An 11916-nucleotide genomic window follows, 5' to 3' on the forward strand; every position below is an offset into this window, starting at 1 on the left:
TCCCCGTTTCATCGGCGGCCGATCATCCCCATAGGTGCGCAGCCATCTACCGGCCGGTTGAATTGCGCGTGATCGCCGGCGCGCTCGCCGGCGGCGTCGGCGGTGCGGTCGATGCGCTTCCGGTGGAAGGTGTCCCGGAGCTTGATGCCAAGATCCTGCATTGTGCGGTCGATCAAGGCGCCCTTCGCCAACACCAGGTCTCGGCCATTGCCCGGCGCTGGCTTCGGTGCCAACTCATGCAATCGCTCGGCGATGCGTCGACAACATCCGCCAACGAAGCCGGCTGTCTCGAGGCGGCGGACGCGGCCCATCGTCGGCGCCCATGTGGCGCGCAGGTAGGCGGCCAGCTCGCGGCGCACGAACGCGGCGAGGGTGTCCAGCAGCCAATGAGCAAAGCCAACGTCGCCCTCGAGGCCGCAAAAATTGATCTGCTCGAACCCTGGGCCGGTCCATGTCCGACATTCGCAGAACGCGGCCACGCCGGTGGCGAGGGACTGCCGGATGCGGTCCCGATCGTCCTGTGACGTGCTGTCGCGGATGCACTGTTCACCGCCGAAATTGACGTCATCGTCGCCGATGGCGTGCTCGGCCATCATCGCGCGCGCCTTTTCGAGCGCGGCGAGGGCTTCGCCTTCGGTGCAGCCGTTCTCAACCGTTTTGGCAAGCAACGCCTTGATTTTCGCGATCATCGCCGCGCGGGTCTGCTTCAAAATCCCCTCCATTTCTCGATCGGTGATGATGCGGTGTGCTGCGCCTTTGATCGTTCAAAGCCGCGGCTCTTGATCTTCTGGCGCGCGGCCGGCATCGCTCCGACATGCTTTGCGCGCTTCCGGTAGACCTTCGATTTCTCGGCGACGTCCTGGGCGGTTTTCTCCTTGTGCGGCTTCCCGCGCAGGATCGGCGCCATATTGCTTTCGCGGTTCTCGCCGCCGTTGATGAGCGCCTTGACGTGGTCGACGTCCCAATGGTCGCCCGGCATGATGCGGCGGTCTGAAAAGTGGCACCGGCCGCCGTGGCGCTCGAAAATGCGCAGGCGGACATGCGGCGGTGGCCGGCTGTCGTCGGTCTTTCCGATCCACTCGGCGACGGTCCGGCTCAAGCAGCGTTCTCCTGCAATTTCGGATCGCTCCAGCGAACGCCGTTCTCGGCGCCGTAGGCGAACATGCTTTCGATGAGGTCGGACATTTCCTTGACGCCAAGGTCAGAACTGGACTGCCCGTAGGGGATGAAGTTTCCGGACAGAGACGGGATGAATTGCGCCTCGCGGCCCAGCTCGTGCAGGAAAATCACCTTCCACTGATCGGTCGACCAGCGGCGGCCGTTGAGGGTGCATTGGCGGGCGATGTCGGTCAGCATCGCCCACATGCGGTCGTTCTGCTCAAGGGTGCGCTGTGGCTCCTTGAACTCGACGCGCGTTCCGGGGGGAAGGCGCATGATCCAGTCAATGGCCTTCTCCCGGATCGCGCGGGTAGAGAGAACAAGGAGGGCGCGCCCGCTCATGCCGCGGCCCTCTCGTGGCGATACCGCTGCGGCTTGCGCGCCTCGTACCAAAACACCACCCGGGGCGGTTCTTCGTAGGCCACAAGCACAAGCGGAGTGCAGCCGAGATATTTCCGCTCCGCTTTGCGGAGGGTGGCGCCGCTCTCGCGTGCGGTGTCGATGATCAGGAGCCGGCCAAGATCCGCGGGCGCTTTCTGCCCGTACGGCAGGAAGGGCACGCGCAGGATGTGACTGGCATAGACTGCGGCAATGGCACCGCTGCGGCCTGGGCCGGTGACACAACCGACCGTCATGGTGAGCGGGTCGGATAGAATTACTCGCATCCTGGTTCTGAATTCAGCTTCCGAGACGACGCGCGCGCTCATGCTGCCACCGCCTCGCCGCGCCGGCGGATTTGCTCCACAACCTGGTCAAGCTCGGCGTTGAACCGGTCGACTTCGGTTGCGAGGGTCTGAATGTAACGCTCGTCCCGGTAGGTCTTTTTCCGGAACAGCGGCATGCCTTTGTAGCCTACGGCGATGTCCCACCATTCCCGCTTGGTGACCCAGAGCGTTCCCTGCACCTGGGCCTTGTGCTCGGGCGGGAATTCGTCCTTGAGGATCGTTTCAATCAACAGGTGCGGGGACTGGCTCTTGATCTCCAAGCCGCCATCGGTGCCGATCAGGCTATCAGGCGAGCAGCCAACGCGGCCGTTCCGGATGAACCCGACGCGCTCGAGCAGCGCGCCGGTCTCGAAACAGTAAAGGTCACGCAAGATCGGCTCGAATTCGTGGCCGCGCTCGGTGTAGTCGTTGGAAAAGCTCTCCATCTTCTCGCCGGAAAGGATCTCGCCGGCGAGTTTCAGCATGTAGGCGCGGCGGGTCTTGCCTTCGCCCTTCGCCAAGATGGCCTTGAATTGCGAGGCGGTCGGGATGCCGCGGCGCGCCTCGAACCACTCGGGGGAATTCTGTTCGACGTTGAAAATCTGCACTGGCTGGCCTCAGTAGTTGATTGAAACGTGGGGAATGCTGCCGTCGATGAGCGCAGCAAGGATCAAGTCCGCGACTTCGCCGGGGATGGCACTTTCGGTCATGCTGTCGCGGATCGCGCGGTGAACCTTGTTGCGGTGCCGGGTGCTCTCCTGGCGCTTGCGCTCGGCGGCTTCGCGTTCGGCCTGCTCGGCAGCTACCGCGGCGGCCACGTCGCGCGCGGCTTGCTCTTCGCGCTTGCGGCGCCATTCTTCGGCCCGGGCTTCTTCCTCCAGCCGGCGGCGCTCGGCCTCGATCGCGGCGGCCTTCTCGCGCTCGGCGCGTTGCCCGGCCTCAATGCGGGCCTCTTCGGCGCGCTGGCGCTCCTGCTCGACGGCGCGGGCAACGGCGGCGGCTTTCTCTTCCTCTGCGCGCTCGGCACGGATGCGCTCCTGTTCCCGATGGCGGGCGGCTGCTGCGGCGGCCTCCTGCTCGGCCGCGGCCTTGCGGTCGGCCTCCTCGCGTGCGGCCTTCTCGGCGCGGAGCGCTTCCAGCTCGGCGCGCTCGGCCTCGGCCCTCTCGGCGGCGGCGAGCATCGCGGCCAGCTTGTCGCGGGTCTCCTGATATGCGCCGATCCCGCGATGCTCGAATTCCTGCCAATCGCGGGCGGCAATGCGCTCCATTTCAAGAATTGCGGCGCGAATGCCGTCGACGCCGGGCAACTGCGGGGATTGCAGGCCGATGATGCGAACAATCGCGTTTTCGTGACCGCTGACGCGGTTCGCCTCGGTATCTTCCCAATCGGTGACCGGCTTGCGGACTTCCTCCTTGAGGGCGTCCAGCCGGTCGCGGAGCGTCTTGCGCTCCTTGTCGATCGCGGCGGACTGCGCCTTGATCTCGGCAACGTGCTCCTTGCCGATCTCGTCCAGCGTGGTTTTGCTGCGGGCAATCTTGTAGGCAACCGACTTGATGCGCTCCCGGCCTTCCGGCGTGGTGATGTCGTAGGCCTCGGCGCGTACCTGGCTCTCGATCGCCGACACGATGGTTTCAATCTGGCCGGTGCCGAACAGCGCCGCCGGGGTGAGGGCCTGTGACGGCTCCAAAATGCTGTCGAGGGTTACAATTGCGTTCATGGGTTAGGCCTTCCGGAATTTGGCGAGCGCATTGACGCAAGCGCCGAAGTGGGTTGCGGGGATGTCCTCAATTCGCTTCTGCTTGGCCCAGCCAAGGAAGGCGACTTCGCTTGCGCCTTTGGCTTCCAGCTCGTCGCGGATGAATGCCACCTGGTCGGCGGTGATCGAGCCGGGCGGCGGCGTATAGGCGGCTTCCTCGGCGGGCTGCTCGCTGCCGTGGCCGTCGTCATCTTCCGCCGCGGCAAGGCCAAGCGCGGCCTTGAGCGTGTACCGCTGCAAATAAGTGACGGTCGAGCCGACGCCTTGGATGTGGTTTTTGTTGCCGCTCTCATCGCGGCCGGCGTGCAGCGTCGTTTCCTCGAAATGGCCGTCGCGGTGGGACAGAACGCATGTCACTGAAACCGGCTCGCCGATCTTGGACGAGACGCGGAAGCGATAGGAGAGGCCGAACCGGCCCAAGATCGGGTCGACGGTGCGCGCGATCTCGGCAAGATCCTCATGGGCGTAGTCGGTGCGCGCGGCGCCGGCCTTGCGGCTCTCGAAACCAACCCGCCGGTTCTTCCGGATCACCGGGATTTCAGCCTTGGCCTCGGCCATCGCGACGTCAAACGCCTTGCGGGCGGCGAGGGCGTCCATTTCCTTCGCGAGCGCCACGGCTTCGCGGTACATTTCGACGTTGCCGGTCTCCAGCGCTGCGCGAACGATGTCCATAGGCTGGGTGACGGGCGTCACGGCGCGTGGGCGGCGCGTCGCGAGCGGCTTGATGTTGCTTTCGGGGAGCGGTTCGGCTGACATTTATGCGGCCTCCTGGCTGTGGGCTTCTTTGTCTCGCTCAATGGCGAGGTCGATTTTCGAGAGGGCGAGCGCGACAACCGCGCGGGCCTCGGCGAGAATTGCGGTCGAGTGCTGGCTGGGCGCGCCTTCGCGCGGTGCGACGGCGCTAATCAGCCCGTCCACGTCGTCGGCGAGCCATGAGGCGTAACCCTCAACCCGCTTGTTGCGAGCGGCGCCGGCCTCGGCGGCGTGGCGCGCCTCGTCCAGCTCCCGTTCCTGCTCCGGGGTGATGTCGTGGTGTCCCGCGTCAATGCGGAAGTCGCCAAGCGTGATTGCCATTACGGAAGCTCACCTTTCAAAATCGGGTAGTCCGGTCCCCAGGTCTCGACGCGCTCGGAGGCGGATGCCACCTTGTCGACGGCCTGAATTTTCACGGCGAGGCCGCGCGCGCTGATCGTTCCGGCCGTCCAGTCGGACAGCCATTCGCCAAGCGCCCAATCGAACCGGGCGCCGGCAATCGCTTCGCGGGCGAGGCGGGGCAGGCGATCGAACATCGCCAGCGTGCCGACCTCGAGGACGTCGCCCTGCGAGTTGTTCACGCTGCACCCAGAACGACGCACCACACAAAAACCGTGGCGATGAAAGCGGCGATGATGCCGAGATCGCGGATATCGGTCGCGTCGCAGCCGTGACGTCGGAGGAAATCGCCCATTGTCATCAGCCCCGCGCGTCCTCGATGACGGCCACAAGGTCGTCAATCGCGTCCTGCGCGGTGCGGCCGAAACCCTGGAACATGTTGCCGTTGTCGTCGGGCTCGTCGTTGTCGCGCGTGGCGCACCAATCGTGATTGCGATCCGGGATCGGCGGGAAAACGTGGGTGCAAACGATCTTGTCGCCAACCTTGGCCTCTGCGGCCTGGCGGTGCAGGCGCTCGCAGCCGGCGCCGTCGCATTCCTCACAACGGCCGATGTCGCGCTCGAAATCCGGGTCATCGTTTTGCGCGATGTGCTGGAAAAGGCGCCCGTCAATGCAGCGAACGTCAAAGCGGAAATGCTTCATGGTGGTTACTCCGCGGCCTGTGCCATTGCGTCGGAAACCGCCAGTTCATCCCAGCGGTAGGAGAGGGCTTCCGAAACCTCGCCGATGGTCATCAGCTCGTGCATCGTCTCGGTGCACAGTTCGGACGCGGCGGCGGTGGTTTCGGTGAATTCCTTCTGAGCGGCTTCGCGCTCGCGATCCCAGCGCGGCGAGCCTTTGTAGGCAGCGGCAACGCTCATGCGATCGGCGTAACGGGCCTGCTGCTGCGTGGTGGAAGTCTTGAAATACCAACCGGCTTCGGCCTCGGCGCGCTCAAGGCGCTCGGCGTATTCGGAGGGGCTTTCGTCGTCGCGTCGATATCCGGCCATTGGGCGTTCCCCGTTGTGACAGGAAACATCCTACAGGAAATTTCCTTTTCAGCAACAGGAAAAATACGCGGCCTCAAAAAATATTTTGAGGAAAATGCTGAATAGTGCGCAAATCAAAGAAAAAGCCCCGGGGAACCGGGGCTCGGGGTCAGGTGAAGTAGGAACCGACAATCCTTTGGGGCCGGTCCTGCCATTCGGATTTCCTAAGCGTGAAATCCTTCGCCGGGGTGTATTGGCGGACCTTCCAAGACGTTTCGGTTTCGCCGCGATATTCTTTGACGGCGGCGTGGGTGCTTCCGTCCTCGGCGTGGCTGCGGAACAAGCACAGATCGCCGACGCGGGGAGGGAGGTGCGGATTGACGAGGGCCGTTGATCCGGATCGCAGGGCAGGGTCCATGCTGTCCCCCGTCACTATCATGCCGTATCCATCCTCAACCCGTAGTAGTACGGAGGGTCGGGCCACATAGTCGACCGGGCGATCAGTGATGATCAAAGCCCCATCGCCGCCTTGCGCTGTGCCGAACACTGGCAAATCCATGCTTGAAAAAAGTTCAGCGCCTGGAATTACCGACCTCTGCGCTGCTGGCGCTATTTGAGGCGTGTGTGACGTAACGTCAATCAGACTTTCGCGCTCAACCACATCTTGTTTGTTGTACCCGCGTTTAGGTAGCGGGGTAGATGGTCCGCGCAGTTCAGCTTCCGGAACCTTTAAAATCTCTGCGAGTAACGCGCGCTCGCGCTCCCGCAGCTCCTTCGGGGATCCGCGTTTTAAAAATTGCTGCAAATAGGCTTCGTTTTTGCCGATCTGCAACGAGACCTGGGCCATGCCCAAGTCCAGCTGCTGCAATCGATCAAGAATCAGTTTTCGCACCACATCCATGCCTCCTTTGTAAAACTTTACCCTTTCAGAAGGAAAACAGGAATTGTCCGATTGACGTGACAGGAAACTTCCTGTATTTCCTGTTTCATGGTCATTCATCCTGCTATCCAATCCTTAATCGACGAGATCGAAGAGTTCCGCGCGAAAACGGGAATGAGCGTCACGGCCTTTGGCACCGGCGCGCTGGGCGACAGCAATTTCATCCCTGACATTTTGCGAGGCGGCCGGCTTCCTAGCCTAAAGACCATGGATCGCGTCCGCGCCTTCATGAGCGCTCGCAACATGGAGGCGGCTTAATGCTGGCTCTGTGGTGGTGGGATTTCTGGGTTGATCTGGTCGACTGCGCTTTGACGTCCGCGATGGACGAATATTGCCGGCTCGAATTTGAAGCGGTCGTTGCGGGGCTCGCCTGATGCGCAACGTTTCACCAACGTTTCAAGCCGCGGGCGCGTCGTTCAAACGCAGCTATCTGGCGCAAGCCCTGATCGACGTGGGCGCGGTGCTGTTCGGCGTGCTGTTCGTCGGAACGTGGCTCGCTTCGATCGCGCTCAACATCTTCGCTTTGTTTTTGGTTCTGGGGAGCTAGCACGCGCGCGGCGAATGCTGCGAGCGGCTGGAAGGGGAAGGGTTCGTTCTCGTTGTCCGGGTTCGTCATGCCGGAAGTTCAAACATGACGGGTTTTGCATTGGTGCAAATTCTCTTGGAGGCAAAGGCAAATGCCGCGGTCTGCGTATCTGGATGAAGCGGTTAAGTGGTCGAAGGACCTTACGAAAATGCGTTCTCGGGGTGCAGGAGACACCGAGCACGCGATGCGTTCAATCGAACGTGATTACGGCGTCGACTATGGCGTGATGTGGCGGCTTCGATACCGCGCCTCATCGCTCAAGGACATCGGCGTCACTGCGTACATGCGGTTACGGGCGGCCTACCAGGCCGAGTGCAAACGTCAGATGGGGAAACTGCGGCATGAAATTGCGATCACCGAGGCGGCGTGCGGCGCTGCATCGGATCCTGTGGTGCAGGCTAAGGCTTTGGTTCGCCAGAACGGGGGCTAAATGAGCGTAGCCGCCCCGGCTTACCAACCAACAGAAACGGAATTGCGAGCGCGCAATCGGCGCGCAGCGTTCCGGGCTTCGATCGAGACAAAGGCCGCTGAACTTGCGGCATCAAAGTTGCGGGCAGCGCTCGAGGCCGCGCACCCGAAGCTGGCGCCCGTGGTCGACACTGCGCCGCTCTACTGCCTGCCGATGAAAGAAACCTGGTTCTCCATCGAGACCGTTTCGCTCGAAAAGCCGATCACCATTCGCGATGTTCAGATTGCGGTCTGCGGTCGGGTCGACTTGAGCCTTTCCGAATTCCTCGCCGAACGCCGGCATAAGCGGCTCGTCCACGCGCGGCAAGTCGCGATGTACCTTTGCAAGCTGCTCACTGCCAGCAGCTTGCCGGTGATCGGTCGGCACTTCGGCGGCAAAGACCACACCACCGTGATGCACGCGGTTCACAAAATCCGGCGGCTGATCGGTGAGGATCCGGAGAACCCGGATTGCTTCGACGTCGAAACAGCCGATTTCGTCCGGTCGCTCCGCGATGAGCTGGAGTATTGCGATTGACCGGCGCAGCGCTGTCCATTTCTGAAACCTTCGGCGCCGATGACTGGCCGCTGTCGACAGCGGGGCAGTTGGTGCTTGTCGACGTCAACGCGCCGCGCCGCGTCTATCTCGACAATGACGGCGAGGTTTTTTGCCTCGTATCGCCCGGCCGTTACGGCTGGGTGACGCAATGGCGCTGGTCCTGGCGCTGGGACCGCACCAAAACGAAACGCTACGCCACGCGCACATCATGGCGCGATGGTCGGCGCTGCACGATCTACATGCACAAGGCGATTTTGGGCGAAACCGGCAAGGTGCGACCCACCGAAGCCCACACGATCGGCGATCACCAGGACGGGGACAGCCTCAACAACCAAGATGACAATTTGGAGTGGGCGACGGTCTCGCAAAACCGGAGGAACCGGAAACGATGAGGCCTCAGCTTACCCGCTCGCAGCGCGACGCGCTGAAATGGCTCTCCGAACATAACGGCGATGGCTGCTTTGACCGAAACGGCGTGCTGCTCGCCGCCGGCGAGCTGGCGCCATTCATGCGGTCGACCTGGAATGGGCTCGCCGCGCTCGGCCTGGTCGAGTTCTACAATCCCGCCGGCAAGGGCCGCGGGCGGCTTCGGCTGACGCAGGGGCCGGCCTCCTGATGTCGGACGCGCCGCTGCTTGAGCTGATGACAGCGCCGCCTTCCTATCCGGAAGGCGTTCCGCTCGACGTCTGCCAGCAGTTCGAGCGCCTGGCGCTCGAGGTCCGTAAGGTTGGCTATGACCGATATTCGGCGGACGCGATCCTGCATCGGATCCGCTGGCATGAACGGATTGAGCGCGGCAACCGCGCTTTCCGCTGCAACGACCATTGGACCGCGCCGCTCGCGCGCTGGTTCCTCCAAATCCATCCGGAGGCCAAGGGCTTCTTTGAACTGCGCGAAAGGGTCGACGAATGAGCATTTTTGACGATACGGCGCCCGCGCGCGATCGGGTCGAGACGGTAGACGAGGCCATTTTGCGCCTGTGGGGCGAAAAGCTCGACACGGTCGCTATCTCGCGGCGGCTCGGCTGTCTTGAGCACGTCGTTGCGAACCGCCTGGCTGCGCTGCGGGACGCGGGGCGCCGATGAGTGCGGACATTCCGGCAACGGTTTGGATCAACGTCTATCGGCCGCTGATGGGTGCGTGCGGCACGGTCTGGGCAACGCGCGAGCTTGCCGACAAGACGGCCGCTCACGGGCGGCTCGCGTGCGTAGAGGTCAAAATCGGGGAAAGCCTCGGCTGCACCCTGTTCAATCTGACAAGGGAAGGGGCGGCGGGGTGAGCAATCCTTGGTTTCGGATGTATGGGGACGTGATCAACGATCCCAAGGTGATGCGGCTTCCGGAGGCGATGCGGTGGCATTGGGTGTCGCTGCTTTGCGTCGCTTCGCGGCATAAGGGCAAGCTGCCGCCGGCGGCTGATGTGGCATTCGAGCTGCGAACAACGCCTCAGCGCGTCGCTGCGCTCGTCCTGGAGCTGGTGACCGCCGGATTGCTCGACAAGCTTCCGGACGGCACCTTTGCGCCTCACAACTGGGAGGGGCGCCAGTACAAATCGGACAGCTCGACGGAGCGCGTTCGCGAGCATCGCGACCGAAAGAAACGCGACGCTGACGTTACCGGAAACGTTTCATCCGACGTTACGGTAACGGACCAGAACAGAGCAGAACAGAAACAGAGCAGAGCAGAGCAGACCGGCGCGCGCGATCAAGTCGATTTGGTCGAGGAAAGCTTGCGGGCCGATCTCGCGGAAATCTTCGGTCCAGCTCGGGCGATCGACCTTTCGCGTGTTCGGTCATGGATCGACGCTGGATACGATCCCGGCATGGTGCGCGACGTCGTGCGGGATCTCGATCGCCGCAAGCCCGGCATCGCCTCGCTCGCCTATTTCGATGCTGCGCTTGCCGAACGCCACGACAAACGAGCCGCGAAGCCTTCGGAGCGAGCAGCCGCCGGCGCCTCGATCAATTGGGACGCCACGGTTGCGATGTACGCGCGCAATCAAAGCATCTGGCCGCGTCACGCGGGGCCTGCGCCTGGTCTCACGGGATGCCGCGCGCCGGCTGACGTGCTCCAGCGGCACGGCATCGACGTTGCGACGGGCAACAAAATCAGGAAGGCGGGCTGATGGCTGAACACGAGAAGGCAATCGGGATGTCGGATGAGTGGTATACGCCGCCCGAATATTTCGACGCGATGGGGCTCAGGTTTGCCCTCGATCCCTGTTCGCCGGGCTCTCACCATTGGGTGCCCGCGGCGCGAGTTTTCACGATCGCTGACGACGGCTTGCGACAGGAGTGGGGCGAGGGGCTGGTTTTCATGAACCCGCCTTTCGGCGGTCGCTTTGGCCAAGTCCCCTGGCTCGAGCGGTTCTTCGCACACGGCAACGGGATTGCGCTGGTTCGCAGTTACACATCCTCGAGCTGGTGGCACGACTACGCGCCCAAGGCGGACGGCATCCTATTCCCACGCGGTAAGACGCAGTTTGTTCGCGGGACGGCGATGGTGAGTGTCAATCGGAAGGGCGACGAGACGCGCCATGAAGCCGGCACGCGCGGCAAATCGCCGGGGCATGGCGTTGCGCTGCTTAGTGTCGGCGACGTCGCTTGCGACGCTCTTGATCGATGCAACCTCGGCATGTTCTGGGATCGCCGCTCCATGCCGCGGAAGTTATCCCGAGAAATCTAAAAACCGTTCGCTTTTCATTAGCGCCATTAACGCAGCCGGGAGATTGCTAGAGACATGTCGATTGCTGATTTGCGCTCCCGCATGGCTGACGTCCCCGGCATTGAAACGCTCACTCTCGCGCTCTCTGCCGGCTATCAGCACCTAACCTGGTCCAACGGCACGATGAGCGCCAGCGTCGGCGCCTTCGCCTCCGACCAGGACATAGAGGACGCAGTTCGCAACGCGCTGCGGCTTCCCGCCGTCGCCTTGATCCCCGAAACCTCGAAAGGAAACGTCATGTCCGTTACCGGCGCTGGCTTTGCCGGCGGCAATCTCAAGACGCAGCTCGCCGCGATCCGCCAGAAGATGCAGGACGGCCAAGCCAAGATGGCGGCCTCGCTAGCGAAGATGGAGCAGGCGGCGACCGCTCACAACCAGCTTGCCGATACGGTGAGCGCTGAGGCTGACGCCCTCATGGCTGACATCGGTCAATTCACCAACGGGGGCGAACAGTGAGCGTGAACATTCAGGCGATCATCCGCGCCTATCTGATCGGAACTGCGATCGGCCTCATGTGCGCCGGCGGCCTTCTGGCCTTCATCATCATTCGAGGCTGACCGGACGAAAAGGTTCCGGCGCAACAAATCGTTAACGGTTGAGAACAATGGCTTTCGAGAAAGGCAAAAGCGGCAACCCCGGCGGACGGAAGAAGGAAAAGCCCTTCGCCGATGCGCTGCGCATGGAGCTTGCCGACGCTGGCGAGGACAGCAAGGCGCTGCGAGCGATTGCCCGGAAGGTCATCAAGCGCGCGGAAGCGGGCGACCTGGCCGCGGCGTCCTTCATTGCCGATCGGCTCGACGGGAAGCCGACCGTTGCCATTGAGAACGGCGAGGACGGGCCGTTTGAGACCGTGACGCGGATTGAATTGGTCGCGGCGGCTTTCCCGGCGGTGACTGAATGACGCGGCCTCGGGCTCCAGCGC

The 11916-nt window shown here is 63.0% G+C and carries 24 protein-coding genes; 12 read left to right on the top strand and 12 right to left on the bottom strand.

All coding sequences use genetic code 11. The annotated features are described in order from the left end of the window. Nucleotides 1–8: 8 nt before the first annotated feature. The 12 genes from ACVISU_RS40045 to ACVISU_RS40100 all read right to left on the bottom strand — a co-directional run bounded on the left by ACVISU_RS40045 (nucleotide 9) and on the right by ACVISU_RS40100 (nucleotide 6739). Nucleotides 9–710 carry a DUF2786 domain-containing protein gene (locus ACVISU_RS40045; protein ID WP_456710595.1) on the bottom strand — a complete coding sequence of 234 codons (702 nt, stop codon included), beginning with the start codon at nucleotides 708–710 and terminating at the stop codon, nucleotides 9–11. After that, a complete protein-coding gene (locus tag ACVISU_RS40050; RefSeq protein ID WP_456710596.1) occupies nucleotides 707–1099 on the bottom strand; it encodes an HNH endonuclease in 393 nt (130 codons plus the stop codon). Before ACVISU_RS40050 ends, ACVISU_RS40045 begins: the two co-directional genes overlap by 4 nt. Then, entirely contained in the window at nucleotides 1096–1500 is a 405-nt protein-coding gene (locus ACVISU_RS40055; protein WP_456710597.1) for a recombination protein NinB, read from the bottom strand. The genes ACVISU_RS40050 and ACVISU_RS40055 overlap by 4 nt, the downstream gene beginning before the upstream one ends. Then, entirely contained in the window at nucleotides 1497–1865 is a 369-nt protein-coding gene (locus ACVISU_RS40060; protein ID WP_456710598.1) for a hypothetical protein, read from the bottom strand. The genes ACVISU_RS40055 and ACVISU_RS40060 overlap by 4 nt, the downstream gene beginning before the upstream one ends. Next, nucleotides 1862–2470 carry a lambda exonuclease family protein gene (locus ACVISU_RS40065; protein WP_456710599.1) on the bottom strand — a complete coding sequence of 203 codons (609 nt, stop codon included), beginning with the start codon at nucleotides 2468–2470 and terminating at the stop codon, nucleotides 1862–1864. Before ACVISU_RS40065 ends, ACVISU_RS40060 begins: the two co-directional genes overlap by 4 nt. Before the next feature lie 9 nt (nucleotides 2471–2479). Next, nucleotides 2480–3550: a hypothetical protein gene (locus ACVISU_RS40070; RefSeq protein WP_456710600.1), complete on the bottom strand. Its 1071-nt coding sequence runs from the start codon at nucleotides 3548–3550 to the stop codon at nucleotides 2480–2482. A gap of 33 nt (nucleotides 3551–3583) precedes the next feature. Beyond that, nucleotides 3584–4375: an ERF family protein gene (locus tag ACVISU_RS40075; RefSeq protein ID WP_456710601.1), complete on the bottom strand. Its 792-nt coding sequence runs from the start codon at nucleotides 4373–4375 to the stop codon at nucleotides 3584–3586. After that, nucleotides 4376–4693, bottom strand: a complete 318-nt coding sequence (locus ACVISU_RS40080) for a hypothetical protein (RefSeq protein ID WP_456710602.1) — start codon at nucleotides 4691–4693, stop codon at nucleotides 4376–4378. Beyond that, nucleotides 4693–4953 (bottom strand): hypothetical protein, encoded by a 261-nt coding sequence (locus ACVISU_RS40085; protein WP_456710603.1) that lies wholly within the window; start codon nucleotides 4951–4953, stop codon nucleotides 4693–4695. The genes ACVISU_RS40080 and ACVISU_RS40085 overlap by 1 nt, the downstream gene beginning before the upstream one ends. Before the next feature lie 118 nt (nucleotides 4954–5071). After that, complete coding sequence (locus tag ACVISU_RS40090) at nucleotides 5072–5413, bottom strand: hypothetical protein (RefSeq protein ID WP_456710604.1); 342 nt, start codon at nucleotides 5411–5413, stop codon at nucleotides 5072–5074. Between the two features lie 5 nt (nucleotides 5414–5418). Then, complete coding sequence (locus ACVISU_RS40095; protein WP_456710605.1) at nucleotides 5419–5760, bottom strand: hypothetical protein; 342 nt, start codon at nucleotides 5758–5760, stop codon at nucleotides 5419–5421. Between the two features lie 148 nt (nucleotides 5761–5908). Continuing rightward, on the bottom strand, nucleotides 5909–6739 hold the full coding sequence (locus tag ACVISU_RS40100; RefSeq protein ID WP_456710606.1) for a S24 family peptidase: 831 nt from the start codon (nucleotides 6737–6739) through the stop codon (nucleotides 5909–5911). Between ACVISU_RS40100 and ACVISU_RS40105 the strand changes: the two genes are divergently transcribed. The 12 genes from ACVISU_RS40105 (at nucleotide 6728) to ACVISU_RS40160 (ending at nucleotide 11895) form a co-directional block, all read left to right on the top strand. Then, nucleotides 6728–6937: a hypothetical protein gene (locus tag ACVISU_RS40105; RefSeq protein ID WP_456710607.1), complete on the top strand. Its 210-nt coding sequence runs from the start codon at nucleotides 6728–6730 to the stop codon at nucleotides 6935–6937. The two genes, ACVISU_RS40100 and ACVISU_RS40105, sit on opposite strands and share 12 nt — an antisense overlap. 115 nt (nucleotides 6938–7052) lie before the next feature. Continuing rightward, nucleotides 7053–7226, top strand: coding sequence for a hypothetical protein (locus tag ACVISU_RS40110; RefSeq protein ID WP_456710608.1), 174 nt, complete (start codon nucleotides 7053–7055; stop codon nucleotides 7224–7226). A 223-nt stretch (nucleotides 7227–7449) separates the two neighbouring features. Next, a complete protein-coding gene (locus ACVISU_RS40115; RefSeq protein ID WP_456710609.1) occupies nucleotides 7450–7695 on the top strand; it encodes a hypothetical protein in 246 nt (81 codons plus the stop codon). Beyond that, on the top strand, nucleotides 7696–8250 hold the full coding sequence (locus ACVISU_RS40120; protein ID WP_456710610.1) for a helix-turn-helix domain-containing protein: 555 nt from the start codon (nucleotides 7696–7698) through the stop codon (nucleotides 8248–8250). Further along, nucleotides 8247–8663 carry a hypothetical protein gene (locus tag ACVISU_RS40125; protein WP_456710611.1) on the top strand — a complete coding sequence of 139 codons (417 nt, stop codon included), beginning with the start codon at nucleotides 8247–8249 and terminating at the stop codon, nucleotides 8661–8663. Before ACVISU_RS40120 ends, ACVISU_RS40125 begins: the two co-directional genes overlap by 4 nt. Then, entirely contained in the window at nucleotides 8660–8887 is a 228-nt protein-coding gene (locus tag ACVISU_RS40130; RefSeq protein WP_456710612.1) for a hypothetical protein, read from the top strand. Before ACVISU_RS40125 ends, ACVISU_RS40130 begins: the two co-directional genes overlap by 4 nt. Further along, the gene (locus ACVISU_RS40135; RefSeq protein ID WP_456710613.1) at nucleotides 8887–9183 is read left to right on the top strand and encodes a hypothetical protein; all 297 of its coding nucleotides are present in this window, start codon (nucleotides 8887–8889) and stop codon (nucleotides 9181–9183) included. Before ACVISU_RS40130 ends, ACVISU_RS40135 begins: the two co-directional genes overlap by 1 nt. Next, nucleotides 9180–9356 (top strand): hypothetical protein, encoded by a 177-nt coding sequence (locus ACVISU_RS40140; RefSeq protein ID WP_456710614.1) that lies wholly within the window; start codon nucleotides 9180–9182, stop codon nucleotides 9354–9356. Before ACVISU_RS40135 ends, ACVISU_RS40140 begins: the two co-directional genes overlap by 4 nt. 55 nt (nucleotides 9357–9411) lie before the next feature. After that, nucleotides 9412–10395, top strand: a complete 984-nt coding sequence (locus tag ACVISU_RS40145) for a hypothetical protein (protein ID WP_456710615.1) — start codon at nucleotides 9412–9414, stop codon at nucleotides 10393–10395. Further along, nucleotides 10395–10955 carry a DNA N-6-adenine-methyltransferase gene (locus ACVISU_RS40150; RefSeq protein WP_456710616.1) on the top strand — a complete coding sequence of 187 codons (561 nt, stop codon included), beginning with the start codon at nucleotides 10395–10397 and terminating at the stop codon, nucleotides 10953–10955. The genes ACVISU_RS40145 and ACVISU_RS40150 overlap by 1 nt, the downstream gene beginning before the upstream one ends. Nucleotides 10956–11009: 54 nt before the next feature. After that, nucleotides 11010–11450, top strand: coding sequence for a hypothetical protein (locus tag ACVISU_RS40155; RefSeq protein ID WP_456710617.1), 441 nt, complete (start codon nucleotides 11010–11012; stop codon nucleotides 11448–11450). A 148-nt stretch (nucleotides 11451–11598) separates the two neighbouring features. Next, nucleotides 11599–11895, top strand: coding sequence for a DUF5681 domain-containing protein (locus ACVISU_RS40160; protein WP_456710618.1), 297 nt, complete (start codon nucleotides 11599–11601; stop codon nucleotides 11893–11895). Nucleotides 11896–11916: the final 21 nt, after the last annotated feature.

The organism is Bradyrhizobium sp. USDA 4452 (assembly GCF_054063575.1).

Excerpts from the sequence above, each read along its gene's own strand:
- ACVISU_RS40055 (WP_456710597.1), bottom strand. The coding sequence starts at position 1,500 with ATGAGCGGGCGCGCCCTCCTTGTTCTCTCTACCCGCGCGATCCGGGAG.
- ACVISU_RS40060 (WP_456710598.1), bottom strand. The coding sequence starts at position 1,865 with ATGAGCGCGCGCGTCGTCTCGGAAGCTGAATTCAGAACCAGGATGCGA.
- ACVISU_RS40075 (WP_456710601.1), bottom strand. The coding sequence starts at position 4,375 with ATGTCAGCCGAACCGCTCCCCGAAAGCAACATCAAGCCGCTCGCGACG.
- ACVISU_RS40080 (WP_456710602.1), bottom strand. The coding sequence starts at position 4,693 with ATGGCAATCACGCTTGGCGACTTCCGCATTGACGCGGGACACCACGAC.
- ACVISU_RS40090 (WP_456710604.1), bottom strand. The coding sequence starts at position 5,413 with ATGAAGCATTTCCGCTTTGACGTTCGCTGCATTGACGGGCGCCTTTTC.
- ACVISU_RS40095 (WP_456710605.1), bottom strand. The coding sequence starts at position 5,760 with ATGGCCGGATATCGACGCGACGACGAAAGCCCCTCCGAATACGCCGAG.
- ACVISU_RS40105 (WP_456710607.1), top strand. The coding sequence starts at position 6,728 with ATGGTCATTCATCCTGCTATCCAATCCTTAATCGACGAGATCGAAGAG.
- ACVISU_RS40100 (WP_456710606.1), bottom strand. The coding sequence starts at position 6,739 with ATGAATGACCATGAAACAGGAAATACAGGAAGTTTCCTGTCACGTCAA.
- ACVISU_RS40110 (WP_456710608.1), top strand. The coding sequence starts at position 7,053 with ATGCGCAACGTTTCACCAACGTTTCAAGCCGCGGGCGCGTCGTTCAAA.
- ACVISU_RS40115 (WP_456710609.1), top strand. The coding sequence starts at position 7,450 with ATGCGTTCAATCGAACGTGATTACGGCGTCGACTATGGCGTGATGTGG.
- ACVISU_RS40120 (WP_456710610.1), top strand. The coding sequence starts at position 7,696 with ATGAGCGTAGCCGCCCCGGCTTACCAACCAACAGAAACGGAATTGCGA.
- ACVISU_RS40130 (WP_456710612.1), top strand. The coding sequence starts at position 8,660 with ATGAGGCCTCAGCTTACCCGCTCGCAGCGCGACGCGCTGAAATGGCTC.
- ACVISU_RS40135 (WP_456710613.1), top strand. The coding sequence starts at position 8,887 with ATGTCGGACGCGCCGCTGCTTGAGCTGATGACAGCGCCGCCTTCCTAT.
- ACVISU_RS40140 (WP_456710614.1), top strand. The coding sequence starts at position 9,180 with ATGAGCATTTTTGACGATACGGCGCCCGCGCGCGATCGGGTCGAGACG.
- ACVISU_RS40150 (WP_456710616.1), top strand. The coding sequence starts at position 10,395 with ATGGCTGAACACGAGAAGGCAATCGGGATGTCGGATGAGTGGTATACG.
- ACVISU_RS40155 (WP_456710617.1), top strand. The coding sequence starts at position 11,010 with ATGTCGATTGCTGATTTGCGCTCCCGCATGGCTGACGTCCCCGGCATT.
- ACVISU_RS40160 (WP_456710618.1), top strand. The coding sequence starts at position 11,599 with ATGGCTTTCGAGAAAGGCAAAAGCGGCAACCCCGGCGGACGGAAGAAG.